Origin of the sequence: Asanoa sp. NPDC049475, assembly GCF_040676915.1 — a bacterium.
Lineage (GTDB): Bacteria > Actinomycetota > Actinomycetes > Mycobacteriales > Micromonosporaceae > Asanoa.
Genome location: NZ_JBFAPY010000006.1, coordinates 516,763 through 532,125, shown reverse-complemented (window position 1 = coordinate 532,125; position 15,363 = coordinate 516,763). Strand labels below are relative to the sequence as shown.

16 protein-coding genes are annotated in these 15,363 nt (G+C 69.5%); 7 read left to right on the top strand and 9 right to left on the bottom strand.

The genetic code is table 11. The features are described 5' to 3' along the window. The gene (locus AB0J88_RS26770; RefSeq protein ID WP_364351157.1) at positions 1–693 is read right to left on the bottom strand and encodes a hypothetical protein; all 693 of its coding nucleotides are present in this window, start codon (positions 691–693) and stop codon (positions 1–3) included. A gap of 15 nt (positions 694–708) precedes the next feature. Further along, the gene (locus tag AB0J88_RS26765; protein ID WP_364351159.1) at positions 709–1,713 is read right to left on the bottom strand and encodes a DJ-1/PfpI family protein; all 1,005 of its coding nucleotides are present in this window, start codon (positions 1,711–1,713) and stop codon (positions 709–711) included. 42 nt (positions 1,714–1,755) lie between these two features. Here AB0J88_RS26765 and AB0J88_RS26760 point away from each other — a divergent pair, with 42 nt between their 5' ends. Continuing rightward, positions 1,756–3,051, top strand: coding sequence for an MFS transporter (locus AB0J88_RS26760; protein ID WP_364351161.1), 1,296 nt, complete (start codon positions 1,756–1,758; stop codon positions 3,049–3,051). Here AB0J88_RS26760 and AB0J88_RS26755 read toward each other — a convergent pair. Continuing rightward, positions 3,017–3,241: a hypothetical protein gene (locus tag AB0J88_RS26755; RefSeq protein WP_364351164.1), complete on the bottom strand. Its 225-nt coding sequence runs from the start codon at positions 3,239–3,241 to the stop codon at positions 3,017–3,019. The two genes, AB0J88_RS26760 and AB0J88_RS26755, sit on opposite strands and share 35 nt — an antisense overlap. A gap of 218 nt (positions 3,242–3,459) precedes the next feature. On the opposite strand from AB0J88_RS26755, the gene AB0J88_RS26750 reads away from it, so the two are divergent. Together AB0J88_RS26750 and AB0J88_RS26745 are read left to right on the top strand one after the other, a co-directional pair. Next, positions 3,460–4,347: a helix-turn-helix transcriptional regulator gene (locus tag AB0J88_RS26750; protein ID WP_364351167.1), complete on the top strand. Its 888-nt coding sequence runs from the start codon at positions 3,460–3,462 to the stop codon at positions 4,345–4,347. Then, a complete protein-coding gene (locus tag AB0J88_RS26745) occupies positions 4,340–4,540 on the top strand; it encodes a DUF397 domain-containing protein (RefSeq protein WP_364351170.1) in 201 nt (66 codons plus the stop codon). The genes AB0J88_RS26750 and AB0J88_RS26745 overlap by 8 nt, the downstream gene beginning before the upstream one ends. Here AB0J88_RS26745 and AB0J88_RS26740 read toward each other — a convergent pair. The 4 genes from AB0J88_RS26740 to AB0J88_RS26725 form a co-directional block, all read right to left on the bottom strand. Further along, positions 4,522–6,405: a DUF2075 domain-containing protein gene (locus AB0J88_RS26740; protein WP_364351173.1), complete on the bottom strand. Its 1,884-nt coding sequence runs from the start codon at positions 6,403–6,405 to the stop codon at positions 4,522–4,524. The two genes, AB0J88_RS26745 and AB0J88_RS26740, sit on opposite strands and share 19 nt — an antisense overlap. A gap of 123 nt (positions 6,406–6,528) precedes the next feature. Beyond that, positions 6,529–6,894, bottom strand: coding sequence for a nucleotide pyrophosphohydrolase (locus AB0J88_RS26735; protein WP_364351176.1), 366 nt, complete (start codon positions 6,892–6,894; stop codon positions 6,529–6,531). A gap of 11 nt (positions 6,895–6,905) precedes the next feature. After that, the gene (locus AB0J88_RS26730; protein WP_364351179.1) at positions 6,906–8,060 is read right to left on the bottom strand and encodes a hypothetical protein; all 1,155 of its coding nucleotides are present in this window, start codon (positions 8,058–8,060) and stop codon (positions 6,906–6,908) included. A 119-nt stretch (positions 8,061–8,179) separates the two neighbouring features. Then, the gene (locus tag AB0J88_RS26725; protein ID WP_364351182.1) at positions 8,180–9,475 is read right to left on the bottom strand and encodes a PQQ-binding-like beta-propeller repeat protein; all 1,296 of its coding nucleotides are present in this window, start codon (positions 9,473–9,475) and stop codon (positions 8,180–8,182) included. A 248-nt stretch (positions 9,476–9,723) separates the two neighbouring features. Between AB0J88_RS26725 and AB0J88_RS26720 the strand changes: the two genes are divergently transcribed. Then, on the top strand, positions 9,724–10,113 hold the full coding sequence (locus AB0J88_RS26720; RefSeq protein ID WP_364351185.1) for a cupin domain-containing protein: 390 nt from the start codon (positions 9,724–9,726) through the stop codon (positions 10,111–10,113). Positions 10,114–10,368: 255 nt separating this feature from the next. Here AB0J88_RS26720 and AB0J88_RS26715 read toward each other — a convergent pair whose 3' ends face one another. After that, entirely contained in the window at positions 10,369–11,436 is a 1,068-nt protein-coding gene (locus AB0J88_RS26715) for a DNA polymerase ligase N-terminal domain-containing protein (RefSeq protein WP_364351188.1), read from the bottom strand. 16 nt (positions 11,437–11,452) lie between these two features. On the opposite strand from AB0J88_RS26715, the gene AB0J88_RS26710 reads away from it, so the two are divergent. Further along, positions 11,453–12,301: an aldo/keto reductase gene (locus AB0J88_RS26710; protein ID WP_364351191.1), complete on the top strand. Its 849-nt coding sequence runs from the start codon at positions 11,453–11,455 to the stop codon at positions 12,299–12,301. A 201-nt stretch (positions 12,302–12,502) separates the two neighbouring features. On the opposite strand, the gene AB0J88_RS26705 is transcribed toward AB0J88_RS26710, so the two are convergent. Next, on the bottom strand, positions 12,503–13,723 hold the full coding sequence (locus tag AB0J88_RS26705; RefSeq protein WP_364351194.1) for an FAD-dependent monooxygenase: 1,221 nt from the start codon (positions 13,721–13,723) through the stop codon (positions 12,503–12,505). A gap of 123 nt (positions 13,724–13,846) precedes the next feature. Between AB0J88_RS26705 and AB0J88_RS26700 the strand changes: the two genes are divergently transcribed. Continuing rightward, positions 13,847–14,866 (top strand): GntR family transcriptional regulator, encoded by a 1,020-nt coding sequence (locus tag AB0J88_RS26700; RefSeq protein ID WP_364351197.1) that lies wholly within the window; start codon positions 13,847–13,849, stop codon positions 14,864–14,866. Beyond that, the gene (locus tag AB0J88_RS26695; RefSeq protein WP_364351200.1) at positions 14,838–15,254 is read left to right on the top strand and encodes a DUF5655 domain-containing protein; all 417 of its coding nucleotides are present in this window, start codon (positions 14,838–14,840) and stop codon (positions 15,252–15,254) included. The genes AB0J88_RS26700 and AB0J88_RS26695 overlap by 29 nt, the downstream gene beginning before the upstream one ends. Positions 15,255–15,363 lie beyond the last annotated feature (109 nt).

The window sequence follows — 15,363 nt, the reverse complement described above, 5'->3', positions numbered from 1 at the left end:
TTAGCCGCCTTCGGTGGGCGCCGGTGACGCCGGCGCGGTGGCCGGTGGGGTCGCGGGCGGCGGGGGTGCGTCGTCGCCGGCGAAGACGCCCGTCGCGAACAGGATGCCCAGGAGGATGCCGATCGCGCCGATCGCCACGGCGCCGATCATCATCGGGTCGCGGGTCGGTGGCGGGGTGCCCGGGCGGCCGGAGCGGTTGCTCCGGCCCGCACCGCCGCCACCGGGTCCGCCGTAGACCGGGCCGCCGGCCGGCGGTCCACCGTAGGTCGGCCCAGACCCACCACCGTAGGTCGGCCCAGACCCGCCACCGTAAGTCGGCCCGCCGCTGGTGGGACTGCCGTAAGTCGGCCCGCCGCTGGTGGGACTGCCGTAGGTAGGTCCGCCACTGGTCGGACTGCCGTAGGTTGGCCCGCCGCTGGTGGGGCTGCCGTAGGTCGGTCCGCCGCTGGTCGGGCTCCCATATGTCGGGCCGCCGCTGGTGGGTCCGCCGCTCGGGCTGCCGTAGGTCGGGCCGCCGCTGGTGTGCGCGCCGCTCGGGCTGCCGTAGGTCGGTCCGCCGCTGGTGGGGCCGCCGTACACGGCGCCGCCGCTGGTTGGTTCGGCCTGGTCCGGACCTCCACTGGTCGGCGCGGTCGGGTCGCCGTAGCCGGGGCCGCCGTACACCCGGCCGCCCGGTCGCTCCTGCGGTTGCATGGCAGGCATAGTCGCCTATCCCGGCACCCTCTCGCCAGTAGGGGGGCGGAACGTGCGACGGTACGTGGTCGGCGACACACCGATCGCGGCGTGCAACTGTTGCCGCAATGCGGCCGCAGTGCCGAAGCCCGCGTGCCGGGCGACCTGGTCGACGGCGAGCCCGGTGGTCTCCAGCAGCCTCCGCGCATGGTCCGTGCGCTGCTGCAACAGCCAGCGGGCCGGGCTCGCCCCGGTCTCCTCGCGGAACCGCCGCGTGAACGTCCGTACGCTCATGTTGGCGTGTGCGGCCATCGCGGCCAGCGTCACGGGTTCGCCGAGCCGTTCGAGCGTCCAGGACCGGGTCGCCGCCGTGGACGCCGCGCCGTCGCCGGCCGGCAGCGGACGCTCGATGAACTGCGCCTGACCGCCGTCCCGCCAAGGCGGCACCACGCAGCGCCGGGCGGCGTTGTTGGCCACCGCCGAGCCGTGGTCGCGGCGGATCACGTGGAGGCAGAGGTCGATCCCGGCGGCCACGCCGGCCGAGGTGAGGATGTCGCCGTCGTCCACGAACAGCACCTCCGGGTCCAGGTCGACGGCGGGGTGGAAGCGGCGGAACCGGTCCGCGTACGCCCAGTGCGTCGTGGCCCTGCGACCGTCGAGGAGGCCGGCGGCGGCCAGCACGAACGAGCCGGTGCAGATCGACATCACCCGGGCACCGCGGGCGTGCGCCGCCTGGAGCGCCGTGGCGACCGCGGGGTCGACCCAGCCGTCAGTAAGCGCCGGCCCGTCGTGGATGCCGGGCACGATCACCGTGTCGGCGGTCTCGGTCAGCGCCAGGTCGTGGTCGGGCTGCACGGTGTAACCGGCGGTGCAGCGGACCGGGCGGCCACCCGCGGTGCATACGCCGACCTCGTAGAAGTGCCGGCCGGCGGCGTCGCGCGCGGTGCTGAAGACCTGCGCGGGCGTGCCGAGGTCCAGGCCGACGACCTGGTCGACGGCGAGGACGGCGATCCGATGGGTCATGGCCGAATTATTGCGCATGATGGCTGTCGGGCCACTCGCGGCGCGTACCCGGGATCGCCCATGCTTCTTGACGTGCGCCGTCTCGTTCACCCTGCCTGGCTCGTGGCCGCCGTCGCCTTCGTCGCGCTGATCGGCGCGGCCGGGTTCCGGGCCACTCCGAGTGTCATGCTCCACCCGCTGCACGAGGAGTTCGGGTGGCCGCTCGCGACGATCTCCGCCGCGGTGTCGGTCAACCTGCTGCTGTTCGGCCTCACCGCCCCGTTCGCGGCCGCGCTGATGGACCGGTTCGGCATCCGCCGGGTGGTCGCGGCCGCGCTGGTGCTGGTCTCCCTGGGCAGCGGGCTGACCGTGTTCATGCGCAGCAGCGCGGAGCTCATCCTGCTCTGGGGCGTGCTGGTCGGCGTCGGCACCGGCTCGATGGCGCTGGCGTTCGTGGCCACGGTCACCGGCCGCTGGTTCGTCAAGCGCCGCGGCCTGGTCACCGGCGTGCTCACGGCCGGCGGTGCGACCGGCCAGTTGATCTTTCTGCCCGTCCTCGCGTACCTGATCGAGCAGTCGAGTTGGCGGACCGCGTCGCTGGTGGTCGCCGGCGCCGCCCTGGCCGTCGTACCCCTGGTGCTGTGGCTGTTGCGCGACCACCCGAGCGACCTCGGCCTGCCCGCCTATGGCGCGACCGAGGTCGTGCCGCCGGTGCCGGCCGGCGGCGCCGCCCGGCGGGCGCTCGGTGCGCTGCGCGACGCGTCCCGGACGCGGGCCTTCTGGCTGCTCGCCGGCGGCTTCGCGATCTGCGGCGCGACCACCAACGGCCTCGTCGGCACCCACTTCATCCCGGCGGCGCACGACCACGGCATGACCGAGACGACGGCCGCGTCGCTGCTCGCGCTGGTCGGCCTGTTCGACATCGCCGGCACGATCGCCTCGGGTTGGCTGACCGACCGGTTCGACAGCCGGATCCTGCTCGGCGCCTACTACGCGCTGCGCGGCGGCTCGCTGTTGCTGCTGCCGGCGCTGTTCGGCGACTCCGTGCGCCCGTCGATGGTCGTGTTCATCCTGTTCTACGGGCTGGACTGGGTCGCGACGGTGCCGCCGACGGTGGCGCTGTGCCGCGAGTACTTCGGCGACCGCGGTGCCGTCGTGTTCGGCTGGGTGTTCGCGTCACACCAGATCGGGGCGGCGGTGGCCGCGTCGGCGGCGGGCATCGTGCGGGACCAGCTGGGCAACTACAACCTGGCCTGGTACGTGGCGGGGCTGCTGGCGATCGGCGCCGCGGGACTGTCGCTGATGCTGTTCCGCCGCCGGGGTGCCGTGGCTTTTGCTCCGGCTATGGCTGGAGCACCCGGATCCGCTCCACGGTGACGAGCGCCTGAAGCCTGCCGAGCGGCGTGCCGTCGCGGGCCAGCTGCTGGCCCTCCAACCAGACTTCACCCTCGTAGAAGCCGGACAGGTCGTCGCGCACCTTTTCCACGCGGAGGAACAAGGTGTGCGGCGAACCGGTGAACTTCCACGTGCCAGGCGGGCATTCGATCACATTTCCAGCGTCGATCATGATTGCCGCCCCCGGCCCCGCTCCTGTTCCCAGCCGCGTTCCCGGTCTCGTTCCCGGCCCGCTGGTGGATTTGGCCGCTTCCGACTGGTCATGTGTTGAATGTTGGGCGCGAGCCTTCCCAAACGCAATGTTGCGGAGCAGAATTCCGCCCACGCGGTACGAAGACGCAATGATCTGCTGGTGTCCACTACGGAATCGCTGTTCGGGGAGGAACGAACATGCCGACCGAGGACCACGGTTCGACGGTTCCGCGCCGACAGCTCGGCCGATATCTGAGAAGAGCTCGCGAAGACGCCCAGGTCACGGTCAAAGCAGCGGCCGATGCGCTGGAATGGTCGACCCCACGGATCTGGCGGATCGAAAATGGAACAGTAGGCATGCGCGCCCTCGACGTCAAGGCGATGTGCGAGCTATATGGAGCGTCCCCCGATCTGACGACAGCACTGATGGCGCTCGCGAGGGAAACCAAAGCGAAGGGCTGGTGGCAGTCGTACGGAGATGCTCTGCCTAGCTGGTTCGAGTTGTACGTCGGCCTGGAGTCGGCGGCGAGCCGGATCCGATATCTGCAGACGGACATCGTGCCGGGCTTGTTGCAGACGAAGGCTTATACCCGCGAGGTGATCGCCCTCGACCATCCCGAGTTGGGTGTGGAGGAGCAGGAGAAGCGCCTGGCGGTCCGGATGGAGCGACAGAACCTGCTGGTCCGGCGGGTGCCCGCGGCGCCGTCGCTGGAGGTGATCCTGAGCGAGGCGGTGTTGCGCCGTCCGCTCCAGGACCGCGCGGCCATGGCGGGGCAGTTGCGCTATTTGGCTGAGTCGAATGACCGGCCGAATGTCACTGTGCGTATGTTGCCGTTCGCTGCCGGTCTACACCATTGGGCATCGACAGGCGGATTCGCGATTCTCGACTTCCCCGAACAACGAGGCCGCGATCCCGAACCGCCGACGGTCTACAGTGACGGCCCGACCGGCGCTCTCTACCTCGACAAGACCCGAGAGGTGGATATGTACGAGTCAATCTGGCGAAGCGCTTCCGAGCGAGCGCATGACCGTGCACAATCGACTCGCGCAATCCGGGCGCTCTCGGAGGAGTTGTACAATGAGTGACGAAGCAGTCACCTGGACGAAGTCGACTTATAGCGGTGCCAACGGCGGATGCGTCGAATGGGCAAAGCTGGACAGCGAGATCGGCGTCCGCGACTCGAAAGACAAGACCGGCCCCGTCCTCACCTTCACCCGCACGGCCTGGCAGTCCTTCGTAGACGCCACCAGCCGCGGCGACTACAGGCCGGACACGTAACGCACGTCGGCTGACCGTACGGTTCGCACGAGACCCGCGAGATACTCGCGGGTCTCGGCGTCCGTCGAGTAGATCAACGTGCCCCGCATGCCCCGGGTCAGCAGCACCTTGTAGGTGTTGCGGATCAGCCGGTCGGCGTCTGCTCCCCTGGTGAGGGCCGGGTCCTTCGATTCGCTCCGCACGGTGGTCAGGCGGCCGTCCCGGGCGACGAGATCCGGACCGATGATCACGCCCGACCACTCGTACTCGAATCCCTGCGCGGTGTAGACGCAACCGACCTGCCCGAACCCGGCCTCGTCGGTGGCCCAGTACGCACTGCCCGGGGCGCCGCCGACGGTGCGCTCGCTCTTGGCGTTCCAGGGCTTGGCCCAGCCGCCGATGTGGATGTCGTCGACGAGCGAGCCGTCAGGACGCGGGTCGCTCCACGGCCAGCAGTAGCCGGCCGACATGCGGGCGGTCAGGTTCTTGGCGTTCTGGTCGGCGAGGAACGCTTCCATCTCCGCCGGCGAATCGGCGAGCCGCACGTCGAACCGGCCGTCTCCCTCCCACAGGGTCGGCTTCTCACCCTCCAGGCCGAGCAGAGCCAGCACCCATTCCTCGTAGGCGCGGGAGCCGCCGCAGCGGAACTGGTCGTGCAGCTCGACGATGTCGACCTTGAGTCCCAGCTTCGCGGCATGAGCCGAGATGACCTCGATGCTGCCCTGCTCGCCGGGTCGCACGACCTGGTGCTCGTCGAGCAGGAACACCGGCACGCGGGCCACCGACATCAGCTCGTCGACCTGCGGACGCTCAGCGCTGGCCGCCCGCCTGGCCTTCGGGGTGAAGCGGTTGACCGATGTCTTCCGCACCCGGTGCGCTTCGTCGCACAGCAGGACGTCGAGCTCGTTCGGCGCCGCCGCCATGAAGCTGTTGAAGTACATGAACAGGCGCTTCGTCCTGGTCGAGCCGGCTGCCGCGTACTTCCGGAGAGTCTGCGTGAACGAACGCGACCCGGTGGCGTGCAGCACCGTGCGCCCCTGGCGGGCCAGCTCGCCGAGGATCGACAGGGCGATCACGCTCTTCCCGCTGCCGGGACCGCCTTCGACGACCACCACGCTCTTGCGGTCGGCGACCCGAGCCCGCTCGACGGCGTGCATGACGAGCTCGTAGGCAACGCGCTGCTCGTCGAGCAGGGTGAACCGGGACCGCTGCTGGATCTCCTCGGCCGCGTGTTGAAGCAGCAGACGGCTGGGACGGACCGCGCTCGTCAGGAACCGGTCCGCGGCCGCCGCGCCGCTCTCCGCGGCCAAATAGGTCTGGAGGTACTCCAGGAACTCGCCGCGCCGTTGCTTGGTGAAGATGCGGCTCTGCTCGGTGTGCGGCAACGCGAACAGGTCACGCACATCGTGGTCGGCGGCGTTGTGCAGGTAGGCGGCGCCGCGCACCGCACCCGGCGTCTGCGACAGCACGCCGAGGAAGTCGGTGAGATAACCGCAGTAGTCGGCCACCTGCACTCCCGGGTGCAGCCGGGGCCGCGGCAGGCTGCCGACCGTGACGAGTCGCTCGGCGTCATCGAACGTCGACGCCTCCGACCACTGCTTGAGCTCGATGACTACGTAGGAGTCCTTGCCGGTCCGCGGGTGCACGCCGGCGAGCACGGCGTCGATGCGCTTGCTGGTCAGCGGAAGCTGGTACTCGCAGAGCATCTCGACCTGGGCCAGACCCGCATCGGTAAGGTCCTGCGCCAGCACGGCCAGGCTGTTCGTCCAGGATCGGCGTTCGGACGCGCCCACTCGCATCTGGATATGGTCGGTGATCGCTTCGGCCAGCCCACCGGAGGTCGCCTGGCGCAGAACGCTGGCCGCGGACGCGCGGAAAACCGACATCGGAAATTGCCCCCAGGCAGCACGAAGTAATCGTGCGGATGGGGGGCATATCCGCGCTGCGGAAGCCCGTCGGACCGCTCGTTGGTTCCGCCGACTGTAACCGGCGTGATCTCCGGGTCGCTATTACTCGACGGGTCGACTGCGTGCCTTGTCCGCGGAGCCGCGCACCCGTTCGGCCGGGTACCGGCGGGCCGCATCGTCCAACTTGGCGTTCGCGGCCGCCACAAGGTCGATGTCGAGGACACCCGCGAGTCGGGTCAGGTAGATCATGACGTCACCGATCTCGGCCCGTACCCGCTCGGCGCGTTGTTCGTCGCTCAGGACCGTCTCCGACTCGGCCGCGGTCAGCCACTGGAACTCCGCTGTCAGTTCACCGACTTCGCCGGCCAGTGCCATCACCAGGTTCTTCGGCGTGTGGAACTGGTCCCAGTCCCGTTCGTCGGCGAACGCGGCGAGGCGGGCGGTCAGCGCCGCCAGGTCGTGGTCCATGAGCGGTGACGCTAGTCGAGGCGCCAGGTGTCGCTTTCGGTGGCGACCAGGAGGCGGACGTCCGCATCGGCGCAGATCTCGTGCCAGGCCTGGTCTTCGACCTCCGTGACCAGCAGGTATGCCTGTGGCCGGCCAGCGGTGTCGAGGCGGTGCCGGTAGTCGAGGATCTGGCCGAGACCCAGGCGCAGCCGGTCGCTCTCGCTCGGGCCGAGCGCGCTCCTGGCCTCGGCGATGTGCAACTGGCCGTCCGGAGTGCGCCAGGCCAGGTCAACCCTGGGATCGATGGGCTGGAACGGCTTGACGTCGATCTCGTTGAGCCTGGCCATCAGCAGGACGAGCAGACGGTCGTGTTCGTCTCGAGCGGCCTCGTGCGCGTCCGAGGTGACGGCCTGCCATTCGGGGAACGCGCCGATGGCCGCGCGGCCCGCGTATCCGTGCGTCTCGTCGAGGGCGGGAATCGGCAGCGTTGCCGGGTCGGGCAGCGACAGCGCCTCGGCGGCGGCCCAGGCTTCCTCGGCCAGGTCCGGGTCGTAGCTCTTCTGCCACGCGAACTGGCCCGTCGCGACCAGGCGGGCGTTCATCAGCCGGATGGCCTCGCCGACGGCCGGCTGGTCGAGGAACCAGAGCAGGCCGTCGATGTCGGGACAGTGGTAGACGGTCGCGTCCTCGGCGAACGTGCGCAACCCGTCCGTGCGCCGGGTGATGCCGAACTTGTTGAGGTCCTCGATGCGCAGCGAACCCTCGGCGAGAGCCCGGCTGACCGGCGTGTCGGCCATCCGGAAGACGGTGGTGATCCGGCCGTCGTCGAAGTAGCTGATCTCGGCCGCCCAGCACATGCCGACGGTCAGCCGGAACCAGCGCTCCACGCCGTTCGCGTACGGGGTGAGCAGCCAGTGCTGGCCCGCGGACTCGGCGGCGGCCGGGACCGTCGTGCGGATGATGATGCCGGCGATGCCGAGTGCCACCTCGCGCAGGCTCTTCGCGTCGGCGTCGTTGATGGCTCGGATCAGGCCGGGCAGCCGCGGTCCCGCGGACGGGAGGGCGCCGAACGGCTGCGGCTCGCCGTCGGCCCGGAGTACCCAGTCGGCCAATGCCTCACGGCTCATGTAGGACCAGAAGCCGGACGTGCGGTTCGCGAATTCGGCCGCCAACGACTGGGTGTTCATGACGCTCCAGAGGGGAAGACACAGGAAATGCGATAATTACAGGCAGCAGCCCGGTGCCTCCACTTTGTCCTTCCTTTGAGGGACAGGCCCGAGTCGCGGGTATTTCACCTCTTCGTGCGTCAGCGCGGCCAGACGCCGAAGCTCAAGGCGCTGGCGCAGAGCACGTGTGCGACGCTCGTCACACACGTCGGGGGAGTGGGCCATTCCTCGGATCGACCGATCACGCGCGTACGTGCGCTCAGCGCGTCGAAGAGCCCGATCAGCTGTTGGCGCGGGCCGTCGTACCGCCAGACCAGCAGTTCCGGACCGTCGACGACGCCGAGCGCCCGCCACGGTGCCGGGTCGGCGCGGACCTCGCCGTTGCGGGGGTCGACGACCACCGTGCCGGGACCGTCGAAGCCCACGAACGTCTCCGCGGCGAACATGTGGTGGTCGTCGACCGGCGCCGACAGGTATCGCTTGCCGACCTTCCACGCCTGCCGCCCGGTCTGCCGGTCCAGCGCGACCGTGCCGCGGTCGTTGAGGTGGCAGATGTAGCGGCCGCAGTCGGCGAACGCGGAGAAGATTCCGACCAGGGGGAGGGGCTGACGCCAGAGCCGGCGGCCGTCACCCGTGTCGTACGCGGAGATCATGTTTTCGTCGTCCACGAGAATCGCCGTGCCGCCGACGACGGTGGCGCTGACGAGCGGCGCGGTGCTCTGGCGCGGGACCGCGGCGACGATCCGGCCGCTGTTCAGGTCGCGTACCCGAAACAGGTTCGCCACCACCTCGACCTGGTCGGAGTGCAACGGCCCGGCCACCCCGGCGACCACGGCCGTCGGCTCCATCTCGACCGTCCAGCGTGGAGTGCCGTCGTCGATCGCGAGCCCGCGCAGTGGTATCGCGTCACCGTCGAGGGGACCGTTGACGACGAGCACGTCGCCGGCCCGGCCGACGAAACGGGTCTGCTGCCGCCAACGGACGGTGCCGGTCGCGGCGTCGAGCACCTCGACGGAGGGGCGCTGACCGACGTCGACGGTGGCGATGCCGAGCCGGTCGCCGGCGATGACGAAGAGCGAGGCGAGGCCGACGACCCGGCGCGACCACAGTTGCGTGCCGTCGCTGAGCCGGTAGGCGCGCACCGTGTTGTTGCCGGAGACGTAGGCGCGGCCGCTGTCCAACGCCATCGCCTCGGCCGTACCCGCGCGCGTGAAGATCGGGTCAAGCGAGTCGGGGCGCGCGATGCCGGCGAAGTAGACGGTCGCGGCGACGGCACACGCCGCTGCCGCGGCAATGACACGGGTGCGGATGCTCCAAGGGCGTGGCTCGGGCGGCTGCCAGTCGGTGTCACGCTGAATCTCGATGACATGCGCATGCCGGCCGGCCGGGCCGCTGCCCGCCGCCGGCCAGTTGCCGATCCCGCTGCTGCTGGTCATCGCATCATTGCCGCCCTTGCGATGCAGTTAAGCGCGGCGAACGACGGCGGTCCATGAGCCGAACGGCGGACATTAAAACTCCCGCACCGCGGCGCCGATGCCCGCCGCGGTCGGGAGTCTTACCGTCTCCCACCGACGCAGCCCGCGAGCGGTACATCGACAGGGACCTGGTTACGAACTCGACTGCCCGGTGAATGGATGCGTCAAACCTCGTTCGCGGCATTAATCGACCGGGTATGGATGGGGACATGGAGCACTTCACGATCGCCGCGGTCGCCGACAAGAGCCCCGACTTCCGCCGGGTGCTGGCCACAGGCAAACACACACAGCTCGTCATCATGACCATTCCGCCGAACGGGGAGATCGGTGAGGAGGTGCACGAGACCACCGACCAACTGCTGACCTTCGTGAGCGGCGTGGGCGAGGCCCGGGTGGCAGGGGAGAAGAAAACAGTCAACCCCGGCGATCTGGTCTTCGTACCCGCCGGCACCAAACACAACTTCGTCAACACTGGCCCCAACCCGTTGGTCCTCTACACGGTGTACGGCCCGCCCGAGCACGCCGCGGACGCGGTGCACAAGACGAAGGAGGAAGCCGACCGCCTGGAGGAGAGCGGCCAGGACGAACCACCGGCGTAGCGCCTCCCGCCGCGTTCGGGGGTGGCCCGGAGGCGGCGGCTTTCCGCATCTGACGGTTTCGCTCTGGTCGGTCCCGTCGCTGGCGGGTTCGGCGGTCAGCGAGGTTTCGTGGCTGGCCGCTTCCGCCACTGCCGGCTTCCGCGGCCGGTGGCCTTCCTCAGCCGGATGTCGGCGCGTAGCCAGGCGTTGCGGAAGGCCTGCCGTTCTCGTGGCTGTCCGATTCCGCGGTCGGCGGCTCTCCGAGCCGGTCGGCTTTTAGCCGCTGTCGACGCGTAGCCAGTCGTCGGTGCGGCGGCCTGGTGTGTAGCCGGCATCGAGCCGCTTGGCGACCACACCGGGTAGGCCCTGTTCCTTGGCGGCGGCGAGGGCGAACTCGCCGCCGCCGTGGAACGTCGGTGGCGTCTGCCAAGCCGGTCCCGACAGGGCGAGGCCGTCGAGCAGTTCGCGACGTTGGGCGTAGGGCAGGTCGGTCGTGTGCCGGCCTTCCAGCCACAGCAGGTCGTAGACGAGGTAGCTGACGACCAGCCCCGGCGGTGGTCGACGGCCGTTGACGGTCTTGGGTGCCGGTTTGACCCGCCCCTGTCGGTCGAACGCCACGATCTCGCCGTCGAGCACCGCCTCGGTGGGCGCGAGGGCTGGCCCGAGCTCGCGAACCGCCGGGTAGCCGGAGCTGATGTCCTGGTCCGAGATCGACATGAGGCGAACCCGCCCACCGGAGACGTAGGCGACCGCCCGAGTGCCGTCCCACCTCATCTCGAAGGCCCAGTCATCGTCGGGTGTCGGCAGCGCGTCGGCAGGCGTAGGCCGGGAGGGCCGGACAAGGTCGGGCAAGGGTTCCCACCCGTCCGCCGGCGGCGACATGCGGCGGATCATCCACTCTTCACGCTTGCCGGGCTCGGGCCGCGCGGTGCGGAACAGCACGTAGCGGCCCGAGGCGCGAGAGCCGTGCAACGTGAACATGACCTCGTCCGGCTTCCACTTCTCCGTCTCGTACGTGCCGGTGTCGAACACGGTCATCCGCCCACCGCCGTACTCGCCGGCCGGAATGTCGCCGTGAAACGTGAGGTACTCCATCGGGTGGTCCTCGGTGTGCACGGCGAGGTGGTTGCGTACCTGGTCGCGGGGAAGCCCGCGAGGCACGGCCCAGGACACCAACACGCCGTCGCGCTCCAGCCGCAGATCCCAGTGCAGCGCCCGGGCATGGTGTTGCTGGATGACAAACCGGTCGCCGGCGCCCGACTGCTGTGGTGCTGCTGCGGGCAACGGCTCGGGGGTGCGTCCCGCGTCACGCTTGCGCCGGTATTCGTCCAGCCGGTCGGCCATGGTCATATTGTCGGGGATGACCCGGCGCCGCGCATCGCCGCGGACGGTATGCCAACCTGATGAACGGGTAGGGAAACGCATGAGCTCATCGACCGCGCAACCAACCGTCAAGCTGCCCGGCGACGTACAGATGCCGCTTCTCGGCTTCGGCACGTGGCAGGCGCACGGAGAAAGCGCACACCGGGCCGTGACTGTCGCGCTCGAGTCCGGATACCGGATGATCGACACAGCCACGGCGTACGGCAACGAGGACCTGGTCGGCCGAGCGATCGCCGACAGCGGCATCCCGCGCGAAGACATCTTCGTCACCACCAAACTCCCCGCTGAGCGGATCGGTCGAGAACAACGCACGATCGACGAGAGCCGGCAGATGCTGGGCATCGACCAGCTCGACCTCTGGCTCATCCACTGGCCACCATCGCGAGGCAGCCTGGTCGACATCTGGCGCCGCATGATCGAAATTCGCGATGCCGGCCAAACCCGCGCGATCGGGGTCAGCAACTACTCACTCGCCCAGATCGACGAACTGATCGCCGAGACGGGCGAAGCCCCAGCGGTGAACCAGATCAAGTGGGGTCCCCGCCTGTGGGACGCCGCGGAGGTCCAGGGCCACCACGAGCGTGGCGTCGTGCTCGAGGGCTACAGCCCCTTCAAGACCACTCGCCTGGGCGACCCGGTGCTCAACCGCATCGCCGAAGCCCACCGCGTCTCCCCGGCCCAGGTAGTCGTCCGCTGGCACATCCAACATGGAATCGTCGTCATCCCGAAGTCGGTCACGCCGGCCCGCATCCGCTCCAACGGAGACGTCTTCGGCTTCGAGCTCTCCGACGAAGAGATGACCGCCATCGACGCGATGGGCCAGTGATCACCCCGATACCGTGAAATCCCGCCACAACCGGCGGCGCGCCGTTTGGCCACAGTGGCGGCGAAGCGGTCATTGCCGTCCTGCCACGGCAACGGCGAGGCGGTTGTTGCCGTCTGGCCGTGGCGACGGCGCTACCGTCGTTGCCGAAGAGCCGTGGCGACTGGGTGCCGGTCATCGGTGCGGCATTCGGGTGGTCGCGCGTCATGGCGTCTTCATGGGGTCGCGGGCCACCGGGTAGTCGTTCAGCGTGATCGCGTTGGCCGCGGCCTGAAGGTTGCCGGTGAGTGCGCCCTTTCCCGGCAGCTTCGTCATCGTGCGGATGACCTGGTTGCGCATCCAGATGCCGGCCCGCGAGGCCGGTGCGAAGCCACGGTCACCGCCCGGCGGGCGCTTGAGGTTGCGTGTCACGTAGTCGCGCATGCCCGCCTCATAGGCGCGGAAAGCCGCGATCGGGTCGCGGGCAGTGGCGAGCTCGCCGGCCAGCACGTAGGCGCCGACCAGGGCCATGCTCGTGCCCATGCCGATCGAGCCGGCGAACGCGGCGTCGCCGAGCAGGGTGGCGCGTCCGTTTGACCAGCGGTCGAGCTGGGTGGCGGCGGAGCGGCTGAAATAGAAGTCGTCCGCCCGCCACATCTGGTCGAGTAGGTGCGGGATCTCCCAGCCCTCGTCGGCGAACACCTGGGCGAGCAGCGCCTTCTGCTCAACCGGGTCTCGGCGCTCGTGGCCCAGCGCCGGTGCCCACCAGGAGAACATCGCGCGGACCTCGCCGGCGCTCCCGACCGGATAGAGCAGCAGCACGCGACCGCCGACGCCGTTGCCGGCCGGGAGGTTGTACATGACCTCCCAGCCGCCTAGGTCGAGCGAGGTGTGTGCGGGGAAGTACGACACGTACATCCCCAGGTCGCGCAGCGGCTGCCGCTCGTCGCGGAAGGCGAGTGCGCGCACGCCTGAGCGCAAACCGTCGGCGCCGACGACGGCGTCGAAGGTGCGGGACGACGCCCGGTGGAACGTGGCGGTGATGCCGTCGGGGCCGTCGTGCAGTGCGGTGATGTGGTCGTCGAAGACGTATTCGGCTGAGGGCGCGGCGTCCCGCAGGATGCGCACCAGGTCGTCGCGGAGGATCTCGATCTCGGCCACCACTCCGCCTGAGTCGCCGAAGTCCTCGCCCGACATGCGCGCGACCGGGGCGCCGCGACGATCGACGTACATGATGCCGTGGGTGCCCGTGTGTTTGGCCCGGATCGCATCGAGAATGCCCATCCTTTCCACGACGGTGCGTGCGGCGCCGCGGATGTCGATGGCCTGGCCGCCCGAGCGAAGGGCTGGCGCACGCTCGACGACGGTCGCGTCGATGCCGTGCCGGCCGAGCCAGTGGGCCAGTGCGAGCCCGCCGATGCCTGCTCCAGAGATGAGGACGTTCATGTCGTTGCCTCCCGGTGGTCGTTGCCGCGTACAACGTACATCAGGCGTGCGTACGTTGTATAGCGCACTAGCTTCGAGGGTGATACGCTCATCGCGCACTAGTGCAGAGGAGGCTTGAGGGTCATGGTGGAGGAACCGCCCTACCGGCGGATCGCTGCGGAGATCCGGGAACGCATCACGCGCGGCGATCTCGCACCCGGCGACCGCATCCCGTCGACCCGTGAGATCACTCGCGACTGGGGCGTGGCGATGGCGACGGCGACCAAGGTGATCAGCGCGCTGCGCGATGCCGGGCTGGTGGAGACCCGGTCAGGCGCCGGCAGCGTGGTCATCGAACGCAGTGCTCCGCGGGTCGAGATGGTTGTCGAACCCGAGGTCCCGGCCCACGCCGGCGGTTTCCACGGTCCGATGGCCCCTAGGCTTCGTCGCGCATCCGACGGCGAGCTCAGCCGCGAGCGGGTCGTCCGGTCGGCTGTCGCGATCGCCGACGCCGAGGGCCTGTCGATGCTGACGATGCGGCGGGTGGCCACAGACTTGGGCGTGGCGACGATGTCTCTCTACCGGCACGTCCCGGGCAAAGACGAGCTGATCCTCGCCATGATCGACGCGGTCTTCGGTGAGGCGCCGCTGCCCGCTGACCGTCCAGCGCACTGGCGAGACCGACTGGAGGCGGCGGCCCGGCAGATGTGGCGCTCGTTCGTCGCGCACCCGTGGGCCGCTGATCCGCTGTCACTGACCCGTCCGCAGTTGCTGCCCAACCTGGTGCCCTATTCCGAATGGAGCCTCGACACCTTGCACTCACTGGGCTTCGGCGTCGACGAGATGATGCACATCCACCTGTCGGTCTTCGGCCACGTGCGATCCAGCGCCATGAGCCTTGACTCGGAGCTACGCGCCCGTGCCGACACTGGCGTCACCAACGACGAGTGGGCCGACATCCACGGCGACGAGATCGAGGCCGTCCTGAGTACGGGCGCGCCGGAGCGCTCCGCCGGCTTGCGTTATGTCGCCGAGCGTGGCTTCGACTACGACATCGAGGCGGTCTTCGAGTCCGGCCTACGCCTACTACTCGACGGAGTCGCGGTGGCTCTGGCCCGTCGGGAGGTGAACGGCGATGAGCAGGTGGACCTGTCCGTCGTGTGAGCGCGAGTTCGGCCGCGCCAACCAGTCGCACGTCTGCGTGCCGGCCGGCACGATCGACGAGACCTTCGCCCCGTACCGGCCCGAGTGGCGCCAGATCTTCGACGCCATCCTGGCGCACACCGAAGAGCTCGGGCAGGTTCGCACCGACGCCGTGAAGGTCGGCGTCTTCCTCAAGACCGAACGCACGCTGGCCGAGGTCCGTCCGCGAGCCCGGGCTGTCGACCTGATGTTGGTGCTACCGCATTCGATCGACGACGAGCGGATCCGTCGCACGCTGCCGAAGTCCGCCGACCTGGTGGCAAATGTGGTGGCCCTGACCGACGTACGTGACGTCGACGACCAGGTCCGCGCCTGGCTGACCGAGGCCTACCACGCGGCTACGGGCTAATTCCCACGGCGACGCAGGCGCGGCGGCGCTGGTGTTGGGGCACGCAGGTGTCGGGGCCGCGTGGTCCGAAAGCAATGCGGAGCGCGGGAGATGGAGATTGCGGTGGTAG

Bases quoted from the DNA above. Each gene is read 5' to 3' on its own strand.
- AB0J88_RS26740 (WP_364351173.1), bottom strand. From the start codon at position 6,405: ATGTCGGTTTTCCGCGCGTCCGCGGCCAGCGTTCTGCGCCAGGCGACC.
- AB0J88_RS26760 (WP_364351161.1), top strand. From the start codon at position 1,756: ATGCTTCTTGACGTGCGCCGTCTCGTTCACCCTGCCTGGCTCGTGGCC.
- AB0J88_RS26720 (WP_364351185.1), top strand. From the start codon at position 9,724: ATGGAGCACTTCACGATCGCCGCGGTCGCCGACAAGAGCCCCGACTTC.
- AB0J88_RS26705 (WP_364351194.1), bottom strand. From the start codon at position 13,723: ATGAACGTCCTCATCTCTGGAGCAGGCATCGGCGGGCTCGCACTGGCC.
- AB0J88_RS26715 (WP_364351188.1), bottom strand. From the start codon at position 11,436: ATGGCCGACCGGCTGGACGAATACCGGCGCAAGCGTGACGCGGGACGC.
- AB0J88_RS26735 (WP_364351176.1), bottom strand. From the start codon at position 6,894: ATGGACCACGACCTGGCGGCGCTGACCGCCCGCCTCGCCGCGTTCGCC.
- AB0J88_RS26700 (WP_364351197.1), top strand. From the start codon at position 13,847: ATGGTGGAGGAACCGCCCTACCGGCGGATCGCTGCGGAGATCCGGGAA.
- AB0J88_RS26745 (WP_364351170.1), top strand. From the start codon at position 4,340: ATGAGTGACGAAGCAGTCACCTGGACGAAGTCGACTTATAGCGGTGCC.
- AB0J88_RS26710 (WP_364351191.1), top strand. From the start codon at position 11,453: ATGACCCGGCGCCGCGCATCGCCGCGGACGGTATGCCAACCTGATGAA.
- AB0J88_RS26770 (WP_364351157.1), bottom strand. From the start codon at position 693: ATGCAACCGCAGGAGCGACCGGGCGGCCGGGTGTACGGCGGCCCCGGC.
- AB0J88_RS26765 (WP_364351159.1), bottom strand. From the start codon at position 1,713: ATGCGCAATAATTCGGCCATGACCCATCGGATCGCCGTCCTCGCCGTC.
- AB0J88_RS26750 (WP_364351167.1), top strand. From the start codon at position 3,460: ATGCCGACCGAGGACCACGGTTCGACGGTTCCGCGCCGACAGCTCGGC.
- AB0J88_RS26725 (WP_364351182.1), bottom strand. From the start codon at position 9,475: ATGACCAGCAGCAGCGGGATCGGCAACTGGCCGGCGGCGGGCAGCGGC.
- AB0J88_RS26695 (WP_364351200.1), top strand. From the start codon at position 14,838: ATGAGCAGGTGGACCTGTCCGTCGTGTGAGCGCGAGTTCGGCCGCGCC.
- AB0J88_RS26730 (WP_364351179.1), bottom strand. From the start codon at position 8,060: ATGAACACCCAGTCGTTGGCGGCCGAATTCGCGAACCGCACGTCCGGC.
- AB0J88_RS26755 (WP_364351164.1), bottom strand. From the start codon at position 3,241: ATGATCGACGCTGGAAATGTGATCGAATGCCCGCCTGGCACGTGGAAG.